Origin of the sequence: Maribacter algicola (genome assembly GCF_003933245.1) — a bacterium.
GTDB classification, from domain to species: Bacteria; Bacteroidota; Bacteroidia; order Flavobacteriales; family Flavobacteriaceae; genus Maribacter; species Maribacter algicola.
Map to the genome: position 1 here is coordinate 1092228 of NZ_QUSX01000002.1, position 25708 is coordinate 1117935.

At 38.8% G+C, this 25708-nt stretch carries 25 protein-coding genes and 1 pseudogene; 15 read left to right on the forward strand and 11 right to left on the reverse strand.

The genetic code is table 11. The features are described 5' to 3' along the window. The first annotated feature begins 131 nt into the window (after positions 1 to 131). From DZC72_RS14015 to DZC72_RS14025, 4 genes and pseudogenes are all read left to right on the forward strand, one after another. Positions 132 to 1565: an L-serine ammonia-lyase gene (locus DZC72_RS14015; protein WP_243641749.1), complete on the forward strand. Its 1434-nt coding sequence runs from the start codon at positions 132 to 134 to the stop codon at positions 1563 to 1565. An 80-nt stretch (positions 1566 to 1645) separates the two neighbouring features. Next, positions 1646 to 2884, forward strand: a pseudogene (locus DZC72_RS18070) (DUF294 nucleotidyltransferase-like domain-containing protein); the annotation flags it as partial. Between the two features lie 202 nt (positions 2885 to 3086). Then, positions 3087 to 3503, forward strand: a complete 417-nt coding sequence (locus DZC72_RS18075; RefSeq protein ID WP_317127158.1) for a putative nucleotidyltransferase substrate binding domain-containing protein — start codon at positions 3087 to 3089, stop codon at positions 3501 to 3503. After that, a complete protein-coding gene (locus DZC72_RS14025; protein ID WP_125223529.1) occupies positions 3503 to 4153 on the forward strand; it encodes a 3'-5' exonuclease in 651 nt (216 codons plus the stop codon). Before DZC72_RS18075 ends, DZC72_RS14025 begins: the two co-directional genes overlap by 1 nt. On the opposite strand, the gene DZC72_RS14030 is transcribed toward DZC72_RS14025, so the two are convergent. Next, positions 4154 to 5104 (reverse strand): phosphoribosylaminoimidazolesuccinocarboxamide synthase, encoded by a 951-nt coding sequence (locus DZC72_RS14030; protein WP_125223530.1) that lies wholly within the window; start codon positions 5102 to 5104, stop codon positions 4154 to 4156. It lies immediately after the preceding gene. A 5-nt stretch (positions 5105 to 5109) separates the two neighbouring features. After that, positions 5110 to 6063: a PhoH family protein gene (locus tag DZC72_RS14035; RefSeq protein ID WP_099547317.1), complete on the reverse strand. Its 954-nt coding sequence runs from the start codon at positions 6061 to 6063 to the stop codon at positions 5110 to 5112. Between the two features lie 129 nt (positions 6064 to 6192). Here DZC72_RS14035 and DZC72_RS14040 point away from each other — a divergent pair, with 129 nt between their 5' ends. Together DZC72_RS14040 and dnaN are read left to right on the forward strand one after the other, a co-directional pair. Further along, complete coding sequence (locus DZC72_RS14040) at positions 6193 to 7023, forward strand: SAM hydrolase/SAM-dependent halogenase family protein (RefSeq protein ID WP_125223531.1); 831 nt, start codon at positions 6193 to 6195, stop codon at positions 7021 to 7023. Positions 7024 to 7321: 298 nt separating this feature from the next. After that, the gene (dnaN, locus tag DZC72_RS14045; RefSeq protein WP_125223532.1) at positions 7322 to 8440 is read left to right on the forward strand and encodes a DNA polymerase III subunit beta; all 1119 of its coding nucleotides are present in this window, start codon (positions 7322 to 7324) and stop codon (positions 8438 to 8440) included. Positions 8441 to 8504: 64 nt separating this feature from the next. Here the strand turns inward: dnaN and DZC72_RS14050 are convergent, their stop codons facing one another. Beyond that, the gene (locus DZC72_RS14050) at positions 8505 to 8870 is read right to left on the reverse strand and encodes a DUF4870 domain-containing protein (RefSeq protein ID WP_125223533.1); all 366 of its coding nucleotides are present in this window, start codon (positions 8868 to 8870) and stop codon (positions 8505 to 8507) included. 74 nt (positions 8871 to 8944) lie between these two features. After that, positions 8945 to 9355, reverse strand: coding sequence for a hypothetical protein (locus DZC72_RS14055; RefSeq protein ID WP_125223534.1), 411 nt, complete (start codon positions 9353 to 9355; stop codon positions 8945 to 8947). A 96-nt stretch (positions 9356 to 9451) separates the two neighbouring features. Here DZC72_RS14055 and mnmE point away from each other — a divergent pair, with 96 nt between their 5' ends. Further along, the gene (gene mnmE / locus DZC72_RS14060) at positions 9452 to 10858 is read left to right on the forward strand and encodes a tRNA uridine-5-carboxymethylaminomethyl(34) synthesis GTPase MnmE (protein ID WP_125223535.1); all 1407 of its coding nucleotides are present in this window, start codon (positions 9452 to 9454) and stop codon (positions 10856 to 10858) included. Positions 10859 to 11100: 242 nt separating this feature from the next. Beyond that, positions 11101 to 12240, forward strand: a complete 1140-nt coding sequence (locus DZC72_RS14065; RefSeq protein WP_125223536.1) for a site-specific integrase — start codon at positions 11101 to 11103, stop codon at positions 12238 to 12240. A 211-nt stretch (positions 12241 to 12451) separates the two neighbouring features. Here DZC72_RS14065 and DZC72_RS14070 read toward each other — a convergent pair whose 3' ends face one another. Then, positions 12452 to 14677, reverse strand: a complete 2226-nt coding sequence (locus DZC72_RS14070; protein ID WP_165869329.1) for an FtsX-like permease family protein — start codon at positions 14675 to 14677, stop codon at positions 12452 to 12454. Between the two features lie 737 nt (positions 14678 to 15414). Between DZC72_RS14070 and DZC72_RS14075 the strand changes: the two genes are divergently transcribed. The 6 genes from DZC72_RS14075 (at position 15415) to DZC72_RS14100 (ending at position 19395) form a co-directional block, all read left to right on the forward strand. Then, a complete protein-coding gene (locus tag DZC72_RS14075; protein WP_125223538.1) occupies positions 15415 to 15702 on the forward strand; it encodes a helix-turn-helix transcriptional regulator in 288 nt (95 codons plus the stop codon). Continuing rightward, positions 15699 to 16556, forward strand: coding sequence for a toprim domain-containing protein (locus DZC72_RS14080; RefSeq protein WP_125223539.1), 858 nt, complete (start codon positions 15699 to 15701; stop codon positions 16554 to 16556). The genes DZC72_RS14075 and DZC72_RS14080 overlap by 4 nt, the downstream gene beginning before the upstream one ends. Positions 16557 to 16717: 161 nt before the next feature. Then, positions 16718 to 17014 carry a mobilization protein MbpA gene (gene mbpA / locus DZC72_RS14085; RefSeq protein WP_125223540.1) on the forward strand — a complete coding sequence of 99 codons (297 nt, stop codon included), beginning with the start codon at positions 16718 to 16720 and terminating at the stop codon, positions 17012 to 17014. A 5-nt stretch (positions 17015 to 17019) separates the two neighbouring features. Then, the gene (locus DZC72_RS14090) at positions 17020 to 17880 is read left to right on the forward strand and encodes a relaxase/mobilization nuclease domain-containing protein (protein WP_317127159.1); all 861 of its coding nucleotides are present in this window, start codon (positions 17020 to 17022) and stop codon (positions 17878 to 17880) included. A gap of 4 nt (positions 17881 to 17884) precedes the next feature. Then, complete coding sequence (locus DZC72_RS14095; RefSeq protein WP_125223542.1) at positions 17885 to 18340, forward strand: DUF6730 family protein; 456 nt, start codon at positions 17885 to 17887, stop codon at positions 18338 to 18340. A gap of 233 nt (positions 18341 to 18573) precedes the next feature. Further along, positions 18574 to 19395, forward strand: coding sequence for a hypothetical protein (locus DZC72_RS14100; RefSeq protein WP_125223543.1), 822 nt, complete (start codon positions 18574 to 18576; stop codon positions 19393 to 19395). A 135-nt stretch (positions 19396 to 19530) separates the two neighbouring features. Here the strand turns inward: DZC72_RS14100 and DZC72_RS14105 are convergent, their stop codons facing one another. Next, entirely contained in the window at positions 19531 to 20508 is a 978-nt protein-coding gene (locus DZC72_RS14105; RefSeq protein ID WP_125223544.1) for a nucleotidyl transferase AbiEii/AbiGii toxin family protein, read from the reverse strand. Beyond that, entirely contained in the window at positions 20505 to 21236 is a 732-nt protein-coding gene (locus DZC72_RS14110; protein WP_125223545.1) for a DUF6088 family protein, read from the reverse strand. The genes DZC72_RS14105 and DZC72_RS14110 overlap by 4 nt, the downstream gene beginning before the upstream one ends. Before the next feature lie 818 nt (positions 21237 to 22054). Here DZC72_RS14110 and DZC72_RS14115 point away from each other — a divergent pair. Beyond that, entirely contained in the window at positions 22055 to 22414 is a 360-nt protein-coding gene (locus DZC72_RS14115) for a helix-turn-helix domain-containing protein (RefSeq protein ID WP_125223546.1), read from the forward strand. Between the two features lie 264 nt (positions 22415 to 22678). Here the strand turns inward: DZC72_RS14115 and DZC72_RS14120 are convergent, their stop codons facing one another. The 4 genes from DZC72_RS14120 to DZC72_RS14135 form a co-directional block, all read right to left on the reverse strand. After that, the gene (locus DZC72_RS14120; RefSeq protein WP_243641750.1) at positions 22679 to 22888 is read right to left on the reverse strand and encodes a hypothetical protein; all 210 of its coding nucleotides are present in this window, start codon (positions 22886 to 22888) and stop codon (positions 22679 to 22681) included. Positions 22889 to 23038: 150 nt separating this feature from the next. Beyond that, complete coding sequence (msrA, locus tag DZC72_RS14125; RefSeq protein WP_125223548.1) at positions 23039 to 23542, reverse strand: peptide-methionine (S)-S-oxide reductase MsrA; 504 nt, start codon at positions 23540 to 23542, stop codon at positions 23039 to 23041. Between the two features lie 108 nt (positions 23543 to 23650). After that, positions 23651 to 23902 carry a peptide methionine sulfoxide reductase gene (locus tag DZC72_RS14130; protein WP_125223549.1) on the reverse strand — a complete coding sequence of 84 codons (252 nt, stop codon included), beginning with the start codon at positions 23900 to 23902 and terminating at the stop codon, positions 23651 to 23653. A 10-nt stretch (positions 23903 to 23912) separates the two neighbouring features. Next, positions 23913 to 25475 carry a protein adenylyltransferase SelO gene (locus DZC72_RS14135; RefSeq protein ID WP_125223739.1) on the reverse strand — a complete coding sequence of 521 codons (1563 nt, stop codon included), beginning with the start codon at positions 25473 to 25475 and terminating at the stop codon, positions 23913 to 23915. Positions 25476 to 25708 lie beyond the last annotated feature (233 nt).

The following is a 25708-nucleotide window of genomic DNA, read 5'->3' on the forward strand; positions in this document are numbered from 1 at the left end:
GGGAAAAACTGACAGGATGTCATTTAATCCTAATCTTAAATAATTTGGCCCGATTTACCGAAATCAAAAAAAGAAATCATAAACTACCTTAATCTAACTTTGTACATTAGTATTGGACTAGATTAAAGAATATGCGGCAAAGAGAAAGCATTAGTATTTTTGACATGCTTAAAATAGGTATTGGCCCTTCCAGCTCCCATACTTTGGGACCATGGCGGGCCGCGGAACGATGGATTGGGGAACTTAAAGAAGAGGAGCGGTTTGATAAAGTGCTATCCATTTCCGTTCATGTATATGGATCGCTTTCGCTTACAGGTAAGGGACATGCCACGGACTATGCCATTATCTTAGGGCTCTTGGGAACCGACCCAGAAACGATTGCCATAGAGGATATTCATGGATTGGTACAAGATGTAAAAAACACCCAAAAACTAAAACTTGGAGGGGTTAAAACCTTAATCTTCGAACCGGAAAAAGATATTATTTTCCATAGAAAGTTCCTTCCTTTCCATGCCAACGGTCTGAAGTTTGAAGCTTGTCTGCCGGATGGAAAAAAAACCTCCAAAACGTATTATTCCATTGGAGGAGGATTTGTGGTAGTCGAAGAACGTAAGAATGCCAAGAAAAAGGACAAAGCATTTAACACCTTTCCGTATCCGATAGAAAATGGAAACGAATTATTGGCTATCTGTCAAAAAGACTCAAAATCCATTTCTGAAATAGTCTTGGAGAATGAGAGATCGTTAAGGTCCAACGAAGATATCGACCTTCAGATCCATAGGGTTTGGAACACGATGCTGGAGTGTATGTATATAGGATGTCATACCCAAGGAAAACTACCTGGCGGACTGAACGTAAAAAGGAGGGCGTTCGAACTTCATGAAAACCTTAAAGGTGCCCTTCCCTACTCCAACCCTGAAGAATGGTTACTGACCATTAGACAAACTGAAGTAAAATTCAGGCAAATCTTGCAATGGGTAAGTTGTTTTGCACTTAGCGTAAATGAAGTAAACGCTTCCTTAGGAAGGGTTGTTACGGCCCCTACCAACGGCAGTGCGGGCGTAATACCTGCAGTTCTCATGTATTATTTGGTCATTGAGAACCATGGAGGGAATTTTGAACACATAAAACAGTTTTTACTCGTTGCCGGAGAGATTGGAAGCATATTTAAAAAAGGAGCAACCATTTCCGCTGCCATGGGCGGGTGCCAGGCCGAAATTGGAGTTTCTTCCGCTATGGCGGCAGGTGCCCTGACAGAACTTTTGGGAGGAACACCGGAACAAGTCCTTATGGCCGCTGAAATTGCCATGGAACACCATCTGGGCCTTACGTGCGACCCTATAGGCGGACTGGTACAGATTCCCTGTATAGAACGGAATTCCATGGGAGCGATCAAGGCCATCCATGCAGCGGAATTGGCATTGGGGTCTGATCCTGCCGAAGCCAAGGTTCCCTTGGACAAAGTGGTCCAGACTATGTGGGAGACCGCCAAGGATATGAGTTCCAAATATAAGGAAACGTCTGAAGGAGGTTTGGCCGTTGGCGTATTCCTGAGCGATTGCTAGTGACAAATTTTTAAAGCATGAAAAACCTTATTTCTGAGCGCGTTGCTGATTTTCTTAAAAATTACCCGCCCTTTAACATTATGGAAACAAAGCTCTTGGAGGAAATATCCCAACAAGTGTCCATCATTTATAAGGAAAAGGGAAGTCTGATTTTCTCCTTTGAGGAGGAAGCACATCCATATTTCTATGTGGTACATAAAGGGGCTATCGAACTTACTAATCCAAATCTAAAATCCATTACCGATTATTGTGACGAAGGCGATATTTTTGGTCTTAGGCCATTGATAGCCAAAGAGAATTACAAATTGGAGGCTAGGGCCTTTGAAGAATCCATTCTATATGCCATTCCCATCGCAGTTTTCAGGCCTATTTCAGAATCCAATCAACGTGTTTCCAACTTTTTGACGGAAAGTTTCGCCTCCAATACGCGTAACCCGTACAATCAGACAAGGAAATTGGAAAAATCAGGTATTTCCACAACTTTGAATGCGCAAGGTAGTTTGGTCATCGATGATTTTCAGCCCATCCGATATTCTAAAAAATTAGTTTCCTGCGAACCAAAAACCACCATCCAAAAAGCGGCGGCGATAATGACAAAGTATCGTATTGGTTCGGTTCTAATATGTAAAAATGAATTGCCTATAGGCATTGTCACGGACAAAGATTTAAGAAATAAAGTGGTGACCGGGGATTTTCCCATCACCTCAAGTGTCAGGAATATCATGTCCTCCCCCGTTATTACGTATCCCGAAAAAATTACTATCGCCCAGGCCCAAATGGCCATGATGAAAAATGGCATCAGCCATTTAATTCTGACCAAAGACGGTACCACAAATAGTGAACCGGTAGGGATTATATCCAAAAACGATATCATGGTATCCCTTGGGGACAATCCCTCTGTAATCGTAAAGGCAATCAAAAGGGCCAAAAAAATAAAACAGGTCAAGGAGCTTCGTAAAAGCATCATGATGCTTTTAAACGGATATCTGGAACAAAACCTGCCTATGGCCTTGACTTCCAAGATAATTTCCGAGTTGAACGATACCTGTATCAAACAAGTGATAGCAATTTCTTTAGAACGCATGAAGGTTCCACCACCCGTAAACTTTGCATGGCTCGCCCTGGGAAGCCAAGGCCGTGGTGAACAATTGCTGCATACCGACCAGGACAATGCCCTGGTTTTTGAGGATGTGCCCGAAGAAGAGTTGTCCAGCACCACAAATTACTTTCTAGAGTTTTCCAAAAAAGTGAACAAAGGCCTCAACAAAATTGGATATGAGTATTGCCCTGCCGATATGATGGCTTCCAATCCAAAATGGTGCTTAAGTCTAAAAGAATGGAAAAACAAAATATCCTACTGGATAATCAATCCGGGTCCAAACGAGGTATTAATGTCATCCATATTCTTCGATTATAGTATGGCGTATGGCCACAGGGATTTGATGAACGAAATATCTGATTTTATTTTCTCCAGCGTAAAAAAAATACCCGATTTTCTTGGTCCATATCGCGAACGGGGCCTTGCAAAGTCCTTCCCCTTCCGGTTTCTTTCGGTCGTTTTTAGTGGAACAGGATGGACAGCACAAGGATTTTTTCGACTTAAAAAACAGGGCATTGAGACCCCTTATAGATGCCGCCCGGGTACTCATACTTTCACACTCCATAAAGGGAATAAGCAATACCTGGGAGCGTTATGAGAAATTGGCCGAATTGGAACCAAACAACCAAGAATTGTATTTGGCCTGTTCGTACGCCACCAAGGCCTTGCTTAAATTTAGAACGAAACAAGGTTTGCTACACCACGATTCCGGACGTTACATCGAGTTGGAATCCTTGACCAAGGAAGAAAAAATTAAATTAAAAAGAACCTTTAAGGCCATTAAGGAAATTCAGGACCTGATTTCCATTCGGTTTAAGGTTTCTAATATTTTAGGCTGATGGGTATCTTTAATCGTTCCGCAAAATATCCAGAATATTGGAAAGAATATGTCGCACTATTTAGACCATCATTGCCCACGGAATTTGACCAACTCACTTTTGTGGTTCTGGATACGGAGACTACTGGTTTCGATAAAACAAACGATCGTATCCTTTCCATTGGTGCCCTAAAATTAAAGAGCGATCGTATCCAAGTGGATGATATGCTGGAAATTTATATAACTCAAGAAGCCTTTAAGAAGGAAAGTGTGCCCATTCATGGCATATTAAGGAATAGCAATCAAGATTGCATTTTAGAGGAGGAAGCAATACCTAGGTTCCTAAAATATGTGAAAAACCATATTATAGTGGCCCATCATGCGGGTTTTGACATTGGCATGATCAATAGTGCGCTCAAAAGACTGGGATTGCCCAAACTAAAAAACATTTGTTTGGATACAGGGGTTTTGTTTAAAAAGACGCTCATCAAATCCTATCTTGTCCAGCCCAAAGACCACTATTCCCTGGATGAATTGGCCGAAAAATTTTCGATTTCCAAAAAGGATAGACACACGGCTTTGGGGGATGCCTACATTACGGCAATCGCCTTCCTAAAAATTTTGTCAAAACTCAAGGAGAAAAAAGAACTAACCCTTAAAAATTTGAAATAATCAGGTTCCTAAATAATCCAAAATGTTCCTTTCTATCCGTTCGTGGATGTTTGAAGTGTCCGCCTTTTGAAAGGGTTCACCCGTGATATTTTCATAAAGCTCAATATACCTTTCAGAAACGGATGATATATACTCATCTGACATTTCAGGGACTTTTTGACCTTCTAGACCTTGGAAACCATGGGAAATAAGCCATTGCCTTACAAACTCCTTGGACAACTGTTTTTGGGGCTCATTTCTATCCTGTCTTTCCTGATAACCATTTGCGTAAAAGTATCGGGAAGAGTCCGGGGTATGTATCTCATCGATGAGTACTATTTTACCGTCCTTAGTTTTCCCAAATTCGTATTTGGTATCTACCAAAATTAGACCTCTTTCGGCTGCGATTTCCGTTCCTCTTTGAAAAAGAGCTTCGGTATATTTTTCCAGTATCTCGTAATCAGTTTTGGATACTATGCCTCTCTTCAGAATATCCTCCTTTGAAATATCTTCGTCATGATCCCCCATTTCGGCCTTGGTGGCCGGAGTAATAATGGGCTTTGGAAATTTATCGTTTTCTTTTAGACCTTCTGGCATAGGAACTCCGCAGAGTATTCTTTTTCCTGCCTTGTATTCCCTGGCCGCGTGACCAGACATATAGCCTCTAATGACCATCTCTACCTTGAAAGGTTCGCAGGAATGGCCAATTGCTACATTTGGATCTGGTGTCGCGGTCAACCAATTTGGAACAATATCGGATGTGGATGCCATCATTTTGGTAGCTATCTGGTTCAGAATCTGACCTTTGTATGGAATCCCTTTGGGCATTACTACATCAAAGGCGGAAAGCCGATCGGTGGCAATCATAATGAGTCGGTCATCTTCAAGGGCATATACCTCCCTAACCTTTCCTTTATACACGCTTTTTTGCCCGGGAAATTTGAAATTGGTATCAAAAATGGTGTTGGCCATGTCCTTTAGTTTTGGTGTTCTATGGTTTTATAGGCTTCTATGACTTTCTTCACCAGTTTGTGGCGAATCACGTCCTTATCGTCCAAATAAATAATTTCTATTCCTTCTACATTTTGTAAGATCAGTAGAGCCTCTTTTAACCCAGAAATTGTTCTTCTGGGCAAATCTATTTGACCAGGATCTCCGGTTAATAAAAACTTCGCGTTTCTGCCCATACGTGTCAGGAACATTTTCATTTGGGCATGGGTGGTATTTTGGGCCTCATCCAGAATAACAAAAGCGTCGTCCAAAGTCCTACCGCGCATGAAGGCCATGGGGGCAATCTGTATGGTCCCGTTTTCGATATAATGTGCCAACTTTTCGGCTGGAATCATATCCCTAAGTGCGTCGTATAAGGGCTGCATATAAGGATCTAGTTTTTCTTTTAAGTCCCCCGGTAAAAAACCAAGGTTTTCACCAGCTTCGACCGCAGGCCTCGTTAAGATGATTCGGCGTACCTGTTTTTCCTTCAATGCCTTCACCGCAAGTGCTACTCCGGTATATGTCTTCCCAGTTCCAGCAGGACCAATGGCGAACACCATATCGTTCTTTCTGGCCGCATCCACCAACCTCCGCTGATTGACCGTCTGTGCCTTTATCAACCTGCCACTTACCCCGTGCACCAAGGTTTCCCCACTATTTTCCGGGCCGTGATAGTCTTTGGAATCCGTGCTGGTAAGCACCCTTTCGATGCTATTTTCGTCCAACTTGTTGTACTTTATGAAATGCTCCGTAAGCATATCAAAGCGTTTGTCAAATTCCTCCAGTTGGTCCTCTTCCCCATAGGCCTTTATTTTATTGCCCCTGGCTACAATTTTTATTTTAGGAAAATACTTCTTTAAAAGTTCTATATTTTCATTTTGTTGTCCAAAAAACTCTCTTGGACTTACCTCGGTGAGTTCTAATATGATTTCGTTCAAACAGTGGGATTTTGAAGATTTTAATTGGACCAAGTTTAATTTCGCCTGGCTGTTTTTTTGTTTAATTTTGTATATCAAATTTAAGTAAAAATTAAGTTTGACTAACCAAAAACATATCAACATTGCTGCATGGCAATTATCACCCTTACTACTGATTTTGGACTGAAAGACCACTTTGTTGGGGTGCTAAAAGGTTCTATTTATAGCGAGTTGCCCGATGCCAAAATTGTTGATATTTCCCATGGCATTACCCCCTTCAACATTCAGGAATGTGCATACATTCTCAAAAACTCCTACAATAGCTTTCCAAAAGGTTCCATTCATATTGTGGGCGTAGACTCAGAGGCCACCCAGGAAAACCAGCATATAGCGGTTTTGATCAATGGTCACTACTTCGTTAGTGCCAACACCGGGGTGATAGGACTTATTACTTCAGAAATCAAGCCGGATAAAATCGTTGAGATCAAAATTCCCAATCCCTTTCACGGTTCCTTTCCGGTATTAAGTGTATTTGTTCAAGTAGCATGCCATATAGCCCGTGGCGGTACTTTGGAGGTCGTTGGCAAGCCTTTCAACGAACTCAAGGATTTACGTGAATTTATGCCAAGGATCGCAGACGATGGTAAAAAAATTATTGGGAGTGTCATCTATATTGACAATTATGGAAATGTAGTTACCAATATTCAAAAAAATCTTTTTGAGTCCTATAGAAAAGGTCGTGATTTTGAACTTTCGGTGAGGAACCATAAAATCAAAAAAATACATAAGGCCTATAATGACATCATTGATTTCTCCATTGAAAAAAGTAGACGGAAAGGAGACGGTGACCTGTTGGCGCTTTTCAATTCATCTGATTATATAGAACTTGCCATATTCAAAAGCAACCTCAAAACGGTTGGCGGAGCATCCACACTGTTGGGGCTGGATTACAGGGATACCGTAATGGTCGATTTTTTGTAAAAATTAGACCTTAAAAATTCCGTTAACAAAGTCTTTTTCCTTCCATGTCGATGTTATTATGAGTATTATTTCCAGATATAGTTAATAACTCCGTCTCCATTTTTGCCCAAAACACCAAATCAACCCTTATAGAATGGGAAAATAACGTCACTTGTAACCCTGTCTTACTGTTGATAAGTTTGTTTCCTATAAATAAGCATTTAAAATATCTTTGTTTGATAGCAAAAGCGGCAGCCCATAGGCATTTCCCTTTAGGCAAATAAGGCTTTTGGTATTGAAATAAAACATAGAACGACCAATGAAATTTATTGTCTCCAGTACGTATTTATTAAAACAACTGCAAATATTGGGTGGTGTTATAAACAATAGCAATACCCTACCTATTTTGGACAACTTCCTCTTTGATTTGAGCAAGGATAAACTTACGGTGTCGGCCTCTGATCTGGAGACCACTATGAGCTCCGTATTGAATGTGGATTCCGATAATGAAGGAACGATTGCGGTTCCCGCTAGATTGCTTTTAGAAACCTTGAAGACTTTTCCGGAACAACCACTGACATTTATTGTAGCCGATAATAACACCGTAGAAATTAGTTCCAACCATGGTAAATATGCTTTGGCCTATGCCGATGGCGCCGAATTTCCAAAGGCTGTGGAACTTTCAAGTCCCAGTTCAACAACTCTGTTGGGCGACATCTTGGCAACAGCCATTAATAAAACGATTTTCGCTGCCGGTAATGACGATTTACGTCCGGTAATGAGCGGTGTTTTCTTTCAATTTTCTCCGGAGAACCTAACATTTGTTGCCACTGATGCACACAAATTGGTAAAATACCAAAGGGAAGACGTCTCAGCTTCACAAGTAGCGGAGTTCATCATGCCCAAAAAACCCTTGACACTTTTAAAGGGAATTTTGGCAGGTAGCGAGTCGGACGTATTGATCGAATACAACGAAAGCAATGCAAAGTTCACCTTTGACGATACCGAGCTGATTTGTCGTTTGATCGATGGAAAATATCCAAACTATGAGGCGGTAATACCAAAGGAAAACCCAAACAAATTGACCATTGCGAGAAACCAGTTTCTAAGCTCGGTCAAGCGGGTCTCCATATTCTCCAATAAAACAACGCATCAAATTAGACTAAAGATCGCAGGTGCAGAACTGAACATATCAGCTGAGGACCTGGATTATTCCAATAAAGCCGAAGAACGTCTAACTTGTTCCTATCAGGGTGACGACATGCAAATAGGTTTCAACTCAAGATTTCTTGTTGAAATGTTGAACAATCTAGGGTCCGATGAAGTTTCACTTGAAATGAGCTTGCCTAATCGTGCAGGGATTCTAACGCCCATAGACGGTTTGGACGAAGGTGAAAATGTGACCATGTTGGTAATGCCCGTCATGCTGAACAATTAACTCGACACACATAAAATTAAAAAGGGGACCCAAATTGGCTCCCCTTTTTTTTATTTTAATCCTCTTACGATATAAACCGAATGGTTCCAAAGTAACTGGGCGATTCCCCATTCGCGGCCTTGACCGCATTCACTATGGGCATAACAAAGGATAAAATTCCAGCAAAGACCAAGAGTAGGATTCCAGCGCCCAAAAGTAAAATTGTGGGTATTCCAATAATTACGTACAATATCAAACTAAGTTGGAGGTTGATAATAGCCTTACCATGTTCATTCATTCCAAGTACGGAATCCTTTGTACTTAACCATAATATCAAAGGAACTATGAGTCCGCCAAATCCAGTGATGTAATCCAGATACTGACTAAGATGTGCGATTACCAACAGGTTCCTATCCTCCCTAAATACTATACTTTGATTTACTGCTTCCATTTTTGATTGATTTTAAGATGAATAACTACCTATATGACGGCAATAAAGTGGATTTGTTACAAAAATGTACCTACCTATTTTTTCCTTTTTAGCTTTTCCAATTTTTTGGATTTCTTCATGAGTTTCTCATTCAAGGTCTCAATTTTCTTATTCATTTTTTCAATATCATTTGGGGAAAGCTTCCCTTTTTGAGTGTCCTTTTCCAATTTTTCCTGAACGGAGATAAGCTGCTTTTCAATTTTGGAGATATCCTTTTCCTTGGATGTTATTTCTTTCATTAATTTTTCGGCCTCTTTGGCCTCCTTTTCAATACGTGCTTCCTTTTTCTCCTTTTTTTCCCTTTTATTGACCTCTTTCCTAACCTCCTTCAGCTCCTTTCTTTGTTGCTTTTCCAAAGCGGTTTCGGAAGGTAAAGTTTCTTCTTGTGCGTATAAGGAAGATATCGACGTAAATAATACTAGAATGAATGTAAAACCGATTTTCATAGTTGTGTTCTTTTATGCATTTGTTTGAATGTACTAATAAAACCCGTCATTAAAAAATTGCCGAACAGCTACTTTTTAATTGATTATTTTTGCGATATGAAGAGAAATGAGACCATAGTAGCCTTGGCTACCGCCTCAGGAGCGGGTGCCATTGCCGTTATTAGAGTTTCAGGAAAAGAAGCGATTACCATTACCTCCAAGCTATTTAAATCCGTTAGTGGAAAAAATCTCGAGACACAAAAAACACATACTGTTCACTTGGGACACATAGTGGATGGTAACAAGATTCTGGATGAAGTCCTCGTTACCGTCTTCAAATGTCCGCACTCATACACCGGTGAAAACGTTGCGGAAATATCCTGCCATGGTTCGCCCTATATCCAGCAGGAAATCATCCAGCTTTTTTTAAGGAATGGTTGCCGCATGGCCCAAGCCGGTGAATTTACATTGCAGGCCTTTCTTAACGGCAAAATGGATTTGAGTCAGGCGGAGGCCGTTGCCGACCTAATAGCATCGGACAATGAGGCCAATCATCAAATTGCCATGCAACAAATGCGGGGCGGGTTCAGTAATGAAATCCAGAAGTTAAGGGAACAACTGTTGAACTTTGCCTCCTTGATAGAACTGGAACTGGACTTTGCCGAAGAGGACGTAGAATTCGCTGATCGCACGCAATTTAAATCCTTGGTCAGTCGAATTCAAGAAGTATTGAAGAGGCTGGTGAATTCCTTCGCTGTGGGGAATGTTATAAAAAATGGTATCCCAGTGGCCATTGTGGGCGAGCCCAATGTTGGAAAGTCCACTTTACTGAATGCCCTGTTGAACGAAGAACGTGCAATCGTTTCGGACATTGCAGGAACTACTAGGGACAGCATTGAAGATGAAATTTCCATTGGAGGAATTGGCTTTCGGTTTATCGATACTGCCGGGATTCGTGAAACCGATGATATCGTGGAAAGTATCGGTATCAAAAAAACATTTGAAAAAATAGCTCAGGCTCAAGTAGTTATTCTTTTAGTTGATGGCGGCACTTTAAATCATGTAAATTCCACAGGCGATAAACTCCGACAAATAAAAGCGGAGGCAGAAAAAATAAGGGACAAGAATCCTGGAAAACCCTTTTTGTTGTTGATAAATAAATCCGATATTCTTTCTGGAGAGGCCAAGACTAATATTCAGTCAAACTTGGGAGAAGCTCACTTCATTTCGGCAAAAACCGGAAACGGTGTAGAAGATCTACAAAACCATTTACTACAATTTGTAAATACGGGTGCCTTGCGAAACAATGAGACTATCATCACGAATAGCCGTCATTACGACTCCCTCCTAAGGGCGTTGGAATCCATTGAAAAAGTTCAGATGGGCCTAAGTGAAGAACTTACCAGTGACCTTATGGCCATAGATGTTAAGGAAACCCTTTATCACCTAGGGGAAATAACGGGAGAGGTCACCAATGATGAGCTTTTGGGAAATATATTTGCCAATTTCTGCATCGGGAAATAACCGCTGGTTTTATTTGGTCTCATTTGGCTTCATTTGATTGCAAATCAGATAGTTAAAAAAAAGTTTTATCCTCGTTTATTTTCCTTTTTCCACCCATTTTCATACTTTTAGTACACCTCTGGTACACCTCGAACCCAATTTTAACAAAAAGGTGTACCAAAGGTGTACCAATTTCACCTCAGGTACCGCAGTTATTATCATTGAATTTTTTTTCGAGGTGTACTCATTTAAAAATTAAGGTTATGATTATAAGTCTAAAGCGGAAAAAACTTAAAAGTGGAAAGTCCAGTTTGTACCTCGAATTCTATGGTGGAAGTCGAAAGGACAAAAATGGCACGAAAAAGCATGTTAGGAGTTTTGAATATCTGAAACTATACGTCTATGATAAACCTCAAAATGCGGAGCAACAACGAAAGAACAAAGAAGCGTTGAAATTGGCCGAAAGTATTCTTACCATTCGTCAGTCGGATTTCATTATGGGCAAGTATAACATGAGGAATGAAAAGAAAGGGCAAATCACTTTTTTGGATTTCTTTCGCCAGATGAAAGAAGAACGCTACGAAAGCAATGCCAATTATGGCAATTGGGATGCAGCCCTAAAACATATCGAAAGATACTGCCCAGAGCATGTACAATTAAAAGATATAGATTCCGATTTTGTGAAAGACTTCAAGAAATATTTGGATACCAAAGCCAAGACGAAAGGAGGCACTCCCCTATCCCAGAATTCAAAATACACCTATTTCAATAAATTCAGGGCTGCACTTCGTGAGGCCTATAACGAAAGTTTTATCCAGCACGATGTTGTTAAATCGGTAAAAAGTTTTGAGCAAGCTGAATCGGTACGGGAATATCTTACCCATTCCGAATTACAGGCGTTGTCCCATGCTCATTGCAAATATCCTGTTTTAAAGAATGCCTTTATTTTTAGTTGCTTAACTGGACTACGATGGAGCGACATTGATAAAATGAAATGGTCAGAGGTCAGGGATGAAGATCAGGGTGCACGGGTCATCTTCCGGCAGAAGAAAACCGATGGATTGGAATACCTCTATATTTCAGGACAGGCAAGAAAATTGCTTGGTTATCGAAAAAACCCAAGCGACAAGGTATTTAAAGGCCTTAAATATGGTGCGCATTTTAATGCCCAAATCCTTTCTTGGTGCATGCGGGCAGGTATAACCAAACATATCACTTTCCATAGTGCTAGACATACCAACGCCGTTTTACTGCTGGAAAACGGAGCGGATATTTATACCGTTTCAAAACGACTTGGGCACCGTGAAATTCGCACTACGGAAATCTATACTAAAATAATAGATGAAAAAATGAAAGCGGCGGCAAACATGATCCCAGAATTGGAGATGAACATTGCAGTTTAAAGCAGCCAGCCAATTTGGGTCTAATGGAATTTTATAAAAGGTTACTTTGTTAGACTATTAAAAAAGAGGAAAATGAGATAAATATGTGTTATACTACTTCTATAAGTCTTGCAAGATGGCCGTTTTATTTGGATTCGTGAGGAAAATGCACTGTTTACCGTGAATTGTTACAAAATAAAAAATCGAAGCCCTTTAGTTGATACAACAATTTCTACTCAGTGCTTATTTCCTCGATTGGATTTTTTCTGGTCGCTTTTATTGTTTGCATACTTAAAGTCAACACAGAAATTAAAATTACAATAAGGCCCGATAGAATAAAAATCCATATGCTGAGATCAATCCTGTTTGCGAAACGTGTAAGCCATTGATTCATCAAATAATAACCCATGGGGATTGCTATTATGAAAGCTAGGAGTATACGTTTGCTAAACGCGTAAGTCAACAAATTCACAATATCTCTTGTCGAGGCTCCTAGTACTTTTCGAATTCCCATTTCTTTAGATCTACTTTGAGTAACTGCCCATGACAAAGCAAACAAGCCGAAACTTGCCAATATCATACTTATAATTGCAAAAGTCACAATGATATTATAGAAAAATGTGTCCTCTTTATACTTCTTCATGAGTTCTTCTTCAAGAATTTTGTAAGAAAAGAAATAATCTGGAAATAGTTCTTTCCATTTTGTTTCAATTTCCGGAAGAAGTAATCCTAAGTTAGTGCCTTGGTAATCAATGAGTAATAAAGGTCCATCCTCATAGTAAGCTATTATAACTGGCGGAATCTCCTCTTTAAAAGAACCACATGTAAAATCTTCCACAACACCAACAATTAAATCCTCAGTACCGGGCACTTTTTTTCCAATTGGATTACTTAGGTCAAACTGACGGATCAGTTTTTGATTGACAAGTTTACCGTTACGTACCGCCGAAGGCAAACTACCTTCGATTAAATTTAAATTAAGCGTTTCAATGAAATCTTTATCACCCCCAAATAAAAAGGGTGTATAATACTTTTCATTTTCAAGTTCATATCGCACCATTCGATTTCCGGATATCGGGTTTCCACCACTAACGGTTACACCTTTAACATTTGGCAACTGAGCAATTTTCTGTTTGAGGACAGGAAGAACTTTCGAGTATTTCGGGTCGGGGGTATCAAGTTGAATAATATTTCGGTTGAAACCGAGCGGAGCATTCTCAATATAGTTCATTTGTTCAATAATCGAGATGGAGCATATTGTTAGTGTAATTGAAATAATGAACTGGAAAGTGAAGAGAAATCCACTAAAGGTAACCTTGGAGGATTCGTTTTTCATTAAATTGACAGGTTTCATCCTCCATTGTTTGGATACGGAAAATGTTACTACCAAGGCGGCCGAGAAAAGAATGACTAAACCTATATATGAAGCAACCTCTATATTCAACAAATACTCTGGTGATAGGTTCGCCTCAAAAACAGAATTGAATACAGGAATTGTTAGAAGTGTTATAATAAGCGATAATAAAAAACTAGTAATAATGTAAAATCCCGCTTCTGCTATTGAGAAGTAGAACAATCCTTTTTGAGTAATTCCAAGAGTTTTTTTAATACCCATTTCCTTTCTTCTATCCTGCCAAAAAAGCAAGAATAGATTTATGAAATTAAAGCTTGCAATAAAGAGAATCAAGCCGCAAACTATATACCCGACCTTCAAAAAGGTAGGGTTTCTTGTTTTCATGTATTTCATTTTATTTTCAGCGGTGAAATAAGAATTACTTAAGGGCTCAAAGAAGTAGTCCATTTTGCCAGGGCCAAGTAATCCTGGTCGTATATTATCTGCCTTGATCTTGCTTTGCAAGGCTTCCGTAGAACTATTGCTCGTCATTAAAGCATAGCTGGGTCCGCCATTCCATCTATTTTCAAAATTGGAATGATGCACTAAGGCATCAAAAGATAAATGACTATTTGAGTTCGACTTTTTTGCAATAGCCGAAACGGTCATTTGCTGGATAGTATCGGGAGTAATTAAAGAAACAGACTTGCCGACCGCTTCCGAATCCCCAAATAAAATAGCAGCCTTTTCTTGTGTGAGTACAATATTACCAGGTGACAATCCCCCACTCTTATTTCCTTGACCAATAGGGAAATCAAAAACTGAAAAGAATGACTCATCGGCCAACAAAATATTTAAATCATTAAAAATGGTTTTTTCAACCTCAATTGAAGCTTTATCTAAATTTCCAATCTGACTTACATCGGCAATTTCTGGATAATTGTTGGTTAAATAGCCATAAAGAAACTTGGGTATATAAGGAATGCGGCCACTTTCGCCAAATGGATCATTACTGAATACTTGGAATATCCTATCTTGCTTGGAATGAAATTTATCCGTATTTGTTTCATAAACAAGAAATGATATGAGGATATTGCAACATACAAAAGCCACTACTAGGCTCAATAGAATAATAGAAGTATATATTTTATTTGCCCACAAATTCCTGATTATAAGTTTAAGATTATGACGTATCATAGAATGTTCAATAATTTAAAATATCCTATAATTAATGCTTGTAGCATAACTCACATTAATTATATACTTCTTTATTAAAAATAACAAATCCCTTTATAGTAACATATATCAAGGAATAAAATTAATCTAGAGCTAACTTCACAGCAATGAGCTTTGCTCATTTCGTGAAGTTCTATTCATAGATTTTCACTCCTGCTATTAAGTCGATATAGTAATTGATATTGACTAGAAATAAAATTTCTTTATTTCTTTGGTCCCAAGAAGCAAATCTTTAATATAATATGACAGCATTCATCAAAAAAATGTAAACATTCTTCAAATAACAATTATGTAATGGCCTGCTCCAAAACAATATTTTCGACCCTTTTTAAACCAGAATTTTCATATTCAGCTTTCTTAAATTGTTGATAACTCAAAATTCTTCCATTTTTAGCAAAAGTCAAATGATACCATTTGAAGCCATTTGAAACCAATTCTAAAATACGACATTATATATGGTTTCATTTGAATTCATTTAATGTAACTTATTGTATATCAGATTTTTGTGAATAACTAAAATCAAAAAACCAACTTTCCCCTTTCCTTTATTTTACCTTTATCCCAAGAATTCTTTAAAAGAAAACAAAAGCGCTTTTGTTCATTTCGTAACCCTAAAAAGGAAACCAATGGACAATTTTTTAATCCTTGAACGACTTGATCGTTTAGAACGGCTTTTAACAGCTCATAAGGAAGTACTCACCTTTGAGGAAACCTGTGACTATACCGGAATATCGAGAAGCTATCTGTACAAATTGACAGCATCTGGAAATATCCCGCACTCCAAACCCAACGGTAAACTGATATTCTTTGAAAAGGCCAAACTCAATACATGGCTTTTACAAAACGGCCGAAAGTCAAGGTCCGAAATCGAAACGGAAGCCCTGAACTACACCTTCAAAAACAAACGTAGATGAAAAGGGAACAAATAAGTTGGGAAAAAGTCCGTGCCGTTTGCATCGTAAAAACGATGGCAAAGGCCGGACACTTTCCGAAAAGGGAGACGGAGAAAGAAGCTTGGTTCCTAAGTCCGTTTCGGCCGGAAACCCATGCCTCTTTCAAGGTGTCTAAAATCAAGAACCTATGGTTCGACCACGGGGCGGGTTTTGGGGGAAATGTTCTCGATCTGGTTGTCCGGTTTTACGACTGCCGCCTTCGAGACGCGCTCGACTTCTTGTCGGACGTACCGCCCTCTCTTTCTTTTCACCCGCAACCGTTTATTCCACCATCCAACGATAAATTGATTATCAAAAGTGCCAATCCTATTTGGCACTACGGACTGAAAGTTTACTTGAATAAACGAAACATAACCCTAGAAACCGCAAAAAAATATTGCAAGGAAGTCCATTACTCCCGAAAAGGAAACCACTATTTCGGTATCGGACTACAGAACGATTCCGGTGGCTGGGAACTTCGAAACATGTACTACAAGAGTTCTTCCTCCCCAAAGGACATTACCTATTTTTCAAACGGATGTATGCAGTTAGTGGTGACGGAAGGAATGTTCGATTTTTTAACGGTCACCAATTTCTGTCACGATAAAATGTCCTTTCTCATTTTAAACTCGCTCTCCTTTCTTAAAAAGGCCATGAAACACATAGAAATGTTCAAGGATGTGAAACTGTATCTCGACAATGATAAAGCAGGAAAAGAAGCGACAAATTGGTTGATGCAAAACCATAAAGGATGCATCGATAAATCTTATTTATATAAAGACTACAAAGATATTAATGAGATGTGGATAGGGACAAATGGAGGATACGGAAGGTAGCTGTAAAAATGCGTCTGAGTAAGAATTCAAGATGTGTCATTGTCATGACAAATCTTGCTTTTGCTCCCGTTGGTCGCAAAAGAATGGGAATTGTTAAATGAGTTTTTGATATATGAATTGGCAAAGACTAATTCGATTGAAAAAGAATAAAAAAACATAAAGTGAAAAAGGAGTTTGTACAATTTCGATGTTCCATTTATGAGAAGAAACTGCTCAAAATCAAGGCCAAAAAGAGCGGACTTACCATAAGTGAATATTGTCGCCGTGCCGCCTTTGACCATAGAATTGTCGAACGGTTTTCCAATGAACAAATCGATGTTTACAAACTGTTGGTCCAGTATCAAATCAATTTTAAGCGTATAGGGAATATGTACCGAAAACGAAATCCAAAATTGGCTGATGAAGTGGTACAACTGGCCAATGAAATACGTAAACATCTTTACAATTTCAAGAAATGATAGGCATGGGAAAATCCATATCGCACACAGGAGCTTCTATGGGTTATGGGTGGAACGAGGAGAAAGATGCCAAGGTAGTTTATCGCGAACATTTAGCAGGCGACAATCCCAAAGAAATTACACAGGAATTCAAAATCATTCAATCGCAAAACCATCGATGTAAAAAGAATACGTTGAGTTTCGTCCTAAGTCCCACAATAGAAGATGGGCAAAAATTAAAAGAAAAAGAACTGAAGGAAATTACAGAAAGATTCATCAAAGAAATGAAGCTACAAGAACGACAAGCCATCGCTTTTGTACATCAAGATAAAAGTCACTTACATATCCATTTATATGTAAACCGAATCGGTTTTGACGGCAAGGCATACAAAGACAACTATATCGGAAAACGCAGCCAACAGGCGGCAGAAAAAGTAGCTCAACAAATGGGATTGACAACGGTAAGAGAAGTGCAACAAGAAAAACTGAACGAAATTAAAAATGTACGCCAGGAAATAAAACATGTCCATGAAAAGGTTATTGCAGAAATGAAACCCAAAGATTTTGACCAATACATCAAGTATATGAAACAAAGGAATGTAGAAGTCATTCCAAGCATCAATAAATCGAATCAGTTGCGGGGTTTCCGTTTTGAATACAACGGCCAAAACCTTAAAGGAAGTGAAGTACATCGTTCAATGTCAATGGGGCGAATCGCCGAACGGATTGGTTTTGATAGAAATGTTGCCCAAAAAATAGCCAAAGAAAACGCACTATCAATGCTAGGAAAAACTGTAGGGTTAACGCCCACCTTGGCAGCGAATATTGCAAAAAAGGCAATTAAAATGACTGTTAAGAAAACAATTGGATTAGGAATGGAAATATGATATCATGGCAAAACTAGACGAAATAGCAGAATTATTAACGGAAGAAATCAAGGAATTCGAAAACTCGGTCAGTCGCCTGGAAGAACTGCAAGCTTTTTTGATGAACTATAAAATAAAGCCCGACACCTCTGATATTGACTTTATTTTGAGACAATACAATGACCATCAAAAGAAAGCAATCGAAGACCAACACAAACTAATGGGGAACGTAATCTACTATATTAAAAAGTCAATGACTTTTCCGAAATGGGCAACAAAGCTGTTTTGTGGTCTCTTAGTAATTATCTTTCTGGTATTGGGGTATTCCGTTTACAAAGTCTCCCGAATCCCTGAAATAAGGCAAGTAGCTTTTGGTCAGGGAGAGGAAAAAGCGGTTGGGCATTTCAGGGCATTCTTCGAGGCCAGCCCAGAGGCCAGCGAACTCTACCAAAAATGGCGAGAACCCCAAAGCAAAAAGTAGGGTGCGCCCTATCCGGTTTTTGCTTCACGCTAATCTGCCGGAATCGCTACAAAAACCGGACAGGATCCACGCGCAAAGTTTTTGGGGTAAGATTTGGGAACTAAAATAAAGTATGACAAGATGATATTCTGCCTACATACCTCGTTAATAAGTGCTTACAACTAAAAACTATTGGACTCATTCCTTTGCTTAAATTTGGAAGTAATGACGAATTATGATTAATCGGTGTTGCAATGACCAATAAGTTTAATAATATACAGTTTCCTACTCATCTTATCCCCGTGGGATATATTGCGTTGGTTTGTCTTGGATATTTTGTTAAATCAATCTATTACCAAAAATTTGATATTGAAATAGAAAACTACTTAAATTTTCAGGAGTATCTCTTTATTTTTTTACCGATTGGTTCGGGCATAATCGTGGCTCTAATAGCAATTACAGCTTTTTTTGGCGGACTTTACGTTATTACCACAGACTTTGTGGACAAGAACCCAACCAAGGAAAAATTGAGGCGAACCAAGCCACCTTCTACCCAAAATGATTGGAAAATAAAAAATAAAGTTTTGAGATTTTTAATCAGGGCGAAAGACATATTCCAAGGAGTACTAATATTTTCTCTTTTTTTCGGGCCTATAATTTTGCTTCTTTACTATGGAATCACAAAAGATATTAGCGGAAGAGTAGTTGTGCTTACCTCCCTTATATGGGGATTCTCGATTATGTCATTCTATTTTTTTGGTAACTTAAGAAAAGAAAAAGAACCTTGGAAGAATCTCATACTACTTTACGCCTTCCTGATTTCCATGTGTCCTATGATTATAGACATTAAAATGGATAAGGCCGATTTAATCTTATCAGGCGATGCGAATAAATCCGTTAAACTCTTATTACAGGAAACAATTATATCAACGAACGACTCTCTCATTTATATAGGACAAACCAAAGATTTCCTTTTTCTAAGAGATTTGAAGGCAAACGGAAATCATATTTATAATAAGAAAGATATAAAAGAATTGATTTTTACTGACCTTCGAAAAGATAAGCGAGCAGACTAGTTTAATTTACGAGCATCGATTGACAACAATTGATACTTACTTATTAAATCTAAAAAGGTGATTTGTCAATTAATAGATATTGTTGCCTTCATTTAATAGCAAATCAATAAATTATTGAAAGGTATTAGTCTTTCTTCATAGCCCTATTGACCAGTCAACTTTTTGCAAACGCTGCGACACTTCAATAATTGTGGACAAAACTTCCTTTTCATTTGGAAATTCTCCATAAACCAAAAACTTAAAATCATTCTGATAGGTGTCTTTAAGTTGGTTCCACGTTTCTTCAGGTTCTTTAAAAATCAACGCTTCTTTTGGGTGGTGCTTTAACCAATCGTTGTTGTTCTTAAAACTTTGCAAGTCATCATGGGCAACTTTTAGGAGCATTGCATCAAAAGCATCTGAAGTAAAAAACGCTTGAACCGTTTCATCTTTAAGTAGTTGATAAATATCGTACACATGCCTGATTTTAGCATTGAGGTCGATAATTGGTTTTTCAGTATATGAAAACCGTACCAAACTCATTATCTTTTCACAAAGCGTTCTTCGAGAATCCAATACAAGAGCTTCAAAGGGCAATAGGTTGTATTCTTCCGCCAATGTCGTTTGGTTATTGGCATTCATCATATCATAGATATAGGTATTCAGGACTCGTTTAGTGTGTGGTTCAAAATAGCCCAACCAAGTTGCTTCTATGATAATTGCATCCCTTATCTGCCCGTAATTTCCTTTGAAAATTTTGGGGTAGTTATATGCTATCTTTCGAATCATTCCCATTTTGTTGGTAATCCCTTCCATTTCTACTTCCACGAATGGTGAGGTTATTTCCTTGGTAATTTTTTTGAGCTTCGTCTTTAGTTGGTTCCCTGTTTCTTCTTCTCTTCGTATTACGACTAAATCAATATCCTCGGAAAAACGTTCAATGAACTTATAACACTTTGACAAGGCCGTGCCACCCTTAAATATGACTTCATCTTTAATAGCACTATTAAAGATTAGTTTTAAGGCATAGCATACCCAATAGTCCTTTTCGATGTAGATATCTGAAATACCCATCTGTTGTGCGGTTGCTTGTACCGCTTGCCTGAAAAGTTCTTCGTTTTCGTGCAACTTCATTTTATATTCCAGTATTTAGCATTTGACAACACCTTTTCAGAAATATCAAAATTATAAACCGTTATTGGGTTTAAACTATCTTGAAGGTCTCTTATTTCAATCTCTGCCTGGCAATCAATCTCTCTTAACAATGCACCCAATAAAGCTCTGGTTGCGGGGGAATATTTAAAAGCCAATTTTATAAGTTTTATCTGTTCGCTAGTTTTCAATTCGCGCAATAATGCCATAAATCGAATACAACTTTTATCAATATTGGTATCCGGTATTTTCTTTACGTAACGCATGGCATCCAATAATCGTAATAACGGAATATTTTCTTTATTTATCGTATTCTTTTGTTTGATGAATGAGATTCTAAAACGGCCTCTTTTAAAAGATGGCCTTATTTCCCGTTTACCAATCTGTATCGTATTACTTACTTGTGTGGTAAGCCCTAGGGAATTATAAACGCTATACCCCGTAATATATCCGACAAGTTTGCCATCTTCCTCCAACAAGTCTTTTACAATTTGGTGTTGGTCTGGCAACAAAGTACCAAATACGGTTTCTTGCGGCTTGAAGTATTTACCTTTGGATAGCTTGTTTATCTTACCGGAAGCAGCCATTCTATTTAGATGTTTAATGATGGCTTCCCTCCTAGTCACCTCGTTCATAAAATCCATATAGGTAAACACATATCCTTTGGGCAACTTATTAATCTTATCTTCAATGTATTCAGAGGTTTTCATTGGAAACTATTTCTACAAAGGTATTTAAAATGTCCAGTTTATTTATTAAAAAACTGGACATATTTTAATAAGTGCTGATAACTTTAGTTGCATTGTTTCATTAGTCCCTGTAACTTGCGAGTGTCTTTACCACTCGCAAGTTACAGGGACTATAGCATTGCATGACTATTTTAATCTGAAGTATCCCATTAATACCTTCTTCCAAGAAATCTAAAAGGCCAACGAGTCAAGTTTTTTGCGCAAAAAACTTGACATAAAACTACTGAAATAAAAAAGCATTTATACCATATAAGTCCATGTTCCTGCAGCAGTTGGAAAACCTATGGTTTTCCAACACCCTCGGCACCGTACATAACCGCATGGAGCGTGAAAAAACGCCCCATGCAGTTATCTTGCCCGCGCTCAATTATAACTTCACAGCCATTCCTATTTAGCCAAAACAAGAAATAGATTTAGGTTGTATCTTTAATGAGAAAACACTTGAAAAGTGCCACAAAAACGAACAGAACATATTATCCATCCTGATGAAATTGAAATCGGGCCGTTCCAATTGCAGTTAATGTTTGGGAAATCTTTTAAAGAAGATTTTGAACTGTACTTAGGTAATATATTTTGTGAATGTGAAATTCCCACTAAAAGATTAGTTCACTATAAGAGTTATCTCAATAACTTAAATGATGTCGCATTAAAAGGTAAATGCAGCGGTTGTGGGGGTATTGCGGTCAGATACATAGAAACCGGAGAGCGGCAAGGAATCGATAGAATCGCAAATAAAATCAGGTCTCTCAACAAAAGCTAATTTCAAGATACAAGGATACATGAAATCTATAACCCATAAACAATACGTCAAAGCTAATCTTCGATTGGAGGAATTAATAAAAGTTGTAGATGATAGCACTCCATCAGAAAACCCATTAACTAAAGAATTTTTAGAGGTCAGTAATCTGATTGAGCAATATGAAGAAGTCCACTACCCTATCGGCATGCCAAGTTTACGAGAAGTAATCGAATTGAGAATGCTGGAAATGAATCTGAAAACAAAAGATTTGGCCGCTCTTTTAAACACGAGCGAATCTAAAATAAGTGGGTATTTGAAAGGCGAAAGCGAAATAACTTTTAAGCAAGCCAAAATAATTCATGAAGAATTAAACATTAATGGCGATATTATTCTGCAATAATTGATTTGAATTTACAATTTCCAACATTGACCAATCCATCAAATTCAAAATTTACAATTTCAAATAAGGGGTATTTTTAGCTCAAAATCACACAATTTTCATACCTTTAAAGTGTTAAAGTTTTGCGCGGGAATATTTTCGAATATTTACAGGAAAACATTAAAATATAAGTACACCTCGGGTACACCTTTGCCTTCTAAAGCCCGATGCTACAAGGGTTAGTTACTTACTGTATCGGGAAATAGAGGCAAAAACCGGCATGTACTAATTTTCGATATCAATAAAGCTATTGACCGAGGTATACAGTTTGAACGTGTTGAACAACCTATTCTGAAATTTTCTGGCAATCTCAGGGTCGTTGAAAATCCATGCTTCCGATATGGATGGGGAAAGTACCAATTCGCCAAGAAGATACTCCACAAAATAGGAGCCTGATTCTGTAAGCAGCACAAAGTTAGGTCCGGTACATTTCACAATTGGGTGATGTCGAATACTTTGAAGGTAAAAATAATCACTTTCCCGTAATTATCCACATTCTAGAATTAGAATTTCCGATGACTAAACCAATACACTAAAAAAAGGACCTTTTTAACCGATTTTTCTTTAATCCATTCCCTATTGTCGCTATCTCAAAAACGACTCGCTATCGTCGAACCTAACAAAATGACAGGTATACCCATTGGGGTTTTTCACTAGGTAATCTTGATGATAGTCTTCGGCAGGCCAAAAGGTGGTCCATGGTTCCAAGGTAGTTACCACTTTGGATGGCCATTTCCCCGATTGGTCCACCAAACGGATAACTTCCTCCGCTTCTACCCTTTCCTCCTCGTTTTGATAGAATATGGCCGACCTGTAACTGGAGCCGCTATCGTTTCCTTGTCGGTTTACCGTGGTGGGGTCATGCATCCGAAAGTAAAAATCCAACAACTCCTTAAACGAAGTTTTTTCTGGATCGTATGTAATCTCAATACCTTCGGCATGGCCTGGATGGTTATGATAGGTTGGGTTTTTGTTCTGGCCACCTTGATATCCCACCTCTGTAGCGACCACCCCGGGACGCTTCCTAAAAAGGTCTTCCATGCCCCAAAAACATCCTCCCGCTATATATGCTTTTTTATACTCCTTCATAGACTTATTAATAGCTATTGTAAACAGATTTACACAAAGATACGCCCCATCTGGAAATTTTAGTCTTCTTTGAATTTTTGGTCAAATTGAAAACGTGTAACCACTTCCCTATCCCTTTGGTTCCAAAAGCTTTACCTTATTTATAAAATCCACAACCTTTGCTTCAGACATTTCACAAGGTTTCAACAACTCCTTTTGTTTTGTCTTATAGTTATTGAGACTTATAAAATCGCTTCCTCCCAATTCCTCGGCAAATAATTTAAAGGATTTTCCATGATTGAAGGTTTTCTTGGTTATACCATATTTTTTGACTTTATAGATTCCTTCAGAATACCCCTCTGGAATTTTTTTAAAATCCATTACCTGTATTTTAGGAACTGCACGAGAGCATGGAACAACCGACCTTGTGTCGGGCCCAATCGGGTCTTTTGGCGAACCATTTTTCCATTTGGGGCTGTTCATCATAAGGCCTTTTAAGTAACTGAAAAAGCTCATCTATTAAGGAATAATCCTCTTTGTCCGCAGCATCAATGGCCAATTGGGCCATATAATTACGTAACACATATTTGGGATTCACCTCGTTCATTCCACCCTTTCTTTGTACATCGGTCAATGCTTCTTGTTGCAGCCGGTTGCTATAGTTCAAGAACCATTGTTCCCATTGTTTCTGTACCTTGCCCTGGATTTCATAGGGAGAATAAAAGGCTTCCTGTATAACTTCAATTCCGGGGATACTTCCATCCTTTTTATAGTTCGCCAAATGCCTAAAAAAAATGGTCATATCGGTTTCCGAAACCTGTAAAACGGCTTCCAAATCGGCTATAAAGCCAGAATCCCCCTCCGATGCTGTTTTCAGACCCAGTTTTTGTCGCATCATGTCTTGATAGGCTTTCGGGAAGTCATTCTTATACTCCATTAAAATTTCTTCTAAAGGTTCTGCCTCCTCGATTAGGGGATACAATGCATTCGCTAATTGCAAAAGGTTCCATAATACGATTTGTGGCTGTGTTCCAAAGCGGTACCGCTTATGGGTACGGTCCGTGGTATTGGGGGTCCAACCCTGGTCGTACCCCTCCAACCATCCGTAGGGTCCGTAGTCGATGGTAAGACCTAAGATGGACATATTATCAGTGTTCATAACCCCATGCACAAAACCCACGCGTTGCCAATGGACCACCATGGCAAGACTTCGATGGGCTACTTCTCGAAAGAACTTGAGATAGGTAACCTTCGAAGGAGTTCCCAAGTGTGGAAAATGATGTTCAATAGTAAAATCGACCAGTTTTTTGAGCGTTTTATGGTCACCTCTGGAAGTGAAAATTTCGAAATTCCCGAACCGAATAAACGATTCCGCAACCCTACAAACTATGGCCCCTTTCTCGTATTTGGGATTGCCATCGTAGAGCATATCCCTCAGGACCTTGTCTCCACTTAGCATGAGGGACAAGGCCCTAGTAGTGGGAATCCCCAGATGATGCATGGCCTCGCTGCAAAGGTACTCCCTAATAGAGGAACGTAGAACAGCCAATCCATCCGCCGATCTAGAATAGGGCGTTTCTCCCGCTCCCTTAAGTTGTAGGGCCCAAGTCTTTCTAGCGAGTTCAACTTCAAAGAGATTGATGGCCCTGCCATCGCCCAGCTGTCCGGCCCAATTACCAAACTGATGGCCCCCATAGCACATGGCATAGGGGTTAGTATTCGGAAGGACCTCGGCTCCCGAAAATATTTTTAGAAATTCATCTGATGTTGCGCAGGCGATATCCAAACCTATAGCCTCGATCACATCTGGACTAACGTGTACCAACGAAGGGTTGCTGGGTATCTTCGGTCTTACAAAGGAAAAACAGGCTTCGATTACCTGACGCCGAGCCGTATCGGTCCTTGGGTCGGTCGGTAGTTTTTTGTTGAATTTATCCCGTATATTCAGTTTGATGTCGATCATGATTCTATGCTATTCTCAATATACCAAAATTACCAAGGTTGGCTCACATTTATCGTATTCTTGTTTTTGATTGACAAGATTAAATGGATTTACAGCTCCCATTTTAAAATAAAAAATATCACAATATAACAAGTAATTAAAGTTATATGTACCGTATTCAGTTGGATGTAGATATAAAGCATTTCCCTATTTTGGATGGATTTTGAAATATGGGAGGTTATAAT

Bases quoted from the DNA above. Each gene is read 5' to 3' on its own strand.
- DZC72_RS14040 (WP_125223531.1), top strand. From the start codon at position 6,193: ATGGCAATTATCACCCTTACTACTGATTTTGGACTGAAAGACCACTTT.
- msrA (WP_125223548.1), bottom strand. From the start codon at position 23,542: ATGAAGGAGTATAAAAAAGCATATATAGCGGGAGGATGTTTTTGGGGC.
- dnaN (WP_125223532.1), top strand. From the start codon at position 7,322: ATGAAATTTATTGTCTCCAGTACGTATTTATTAAAACAACTGCAAATA.
- DZC72_RS14090 (WP_317127159.1), top strand. From the start codon at position 17,020: ATGGGAAAATCCATATCGCACACAGGAGCTTCTATGGGTTATGGGTGG.
- DZC72_RS14130 (WP_125223549.1), bottom strand. From the start codon at position 23,902: ATGGATTTTAAAAAAATTCCAGAGGGGTATTCTGAAGGAATCTATAAA.
- DZC72_RS14055 (WP_125223534.1), bottom strand. From the start codon at position 9,355: ATGAAAATCGGTTTTACATTCATTCTAGTATTATTTACGTCGATATCT.
- DZC72_RS14105 (WP_125223544.1), bottom strand. From the start codon at position 20,508: ATGAAGTTGCACGAAAACGAAGAACTTTTCAGGCAAGCGGTACAAGCA.
- DZC72_RS14065 (WP_125223536.1), top strand. From the start codon at position 11,101: ATGATTATAAGTCTAAAGCGGAAAAAACTTAAAAGTGGAAAGTCCAGT.
- DZC72_RS14025 (WP_125223529.1), top strand. From the start codon at position 3,503: ATGGGTATCTTTAATCGTTCCGCAAAATATCCAGAATATTGGAAAGAA.
- mnmE (WP_125223535.1), top strand. From the start codon at position 9,452: ATGAAGAGAAATGAGACCATAGTAGCCTTGGCTACCGCCTCAGGAGCG.
- DZC72_RS14095 (WP_125223542.1), top strand. From the start codon at position 17,885: ATGGCAAAACTAGACGAAATAGCAGAATTATTAACGGAAGAAATCAAG.
- DZC72_RS14050 (WP_125223533.1), bottom strand. From the start codon at position 8,870: ATGGAAGCAGTAAATCAAAGTATAGTATTTAGGGAGGATAGGAACCTG.
- DZC72_RS14030 (WP_125223530.1), bottom strand. From the start codon at position 5,104: ATGGCCAACACCATTTTTGATACCAATTTCAAATTTCCCGGGCAAAAA.
- DZC72_RS14110 (WP_125223545.1), bottom strand. From the start codon at position 21,236: ATGAAAACCTCTGAATACATTGAAGATAAGATTAATAAGTTGCCCAAA.
- DZC72_RS14115 (WP_125223546.1), top strand. From the start codon at position 22,055: ATGAAATCTATAACCCATAAACAATACGTCAAAGCTAATCTTCGATTG.
- DZC72_RS14075 (WP_125223538.1), top strand. From the start codon at position 15,415: ATGGACAATTTTTTAATCCTTGAACGACTTGATCGTTTAGAACGGCTT.
- DZC72_RS14015 (WP_243641749.1), top strand. From the start codon at position 132: ATGCGGCAAAGAGAAAGCATTAGTATTTTTGACATGCTTAAAATAGGT.
- DZC72_RS14080 (WP_125223539.1), top strand. From the start codon at position 15,699: ATGAAAAGGGAACAAATAAGTTGGGAAAAAGTCCGTGCCGTTTGCATC.
- DZC72_RS14100 (WP_125223543.1), top strand. From the start codon at position 18,574: ATGACCAATAAGTTTAATAATATACAGTTTCCTACTCATCTTATCCCC.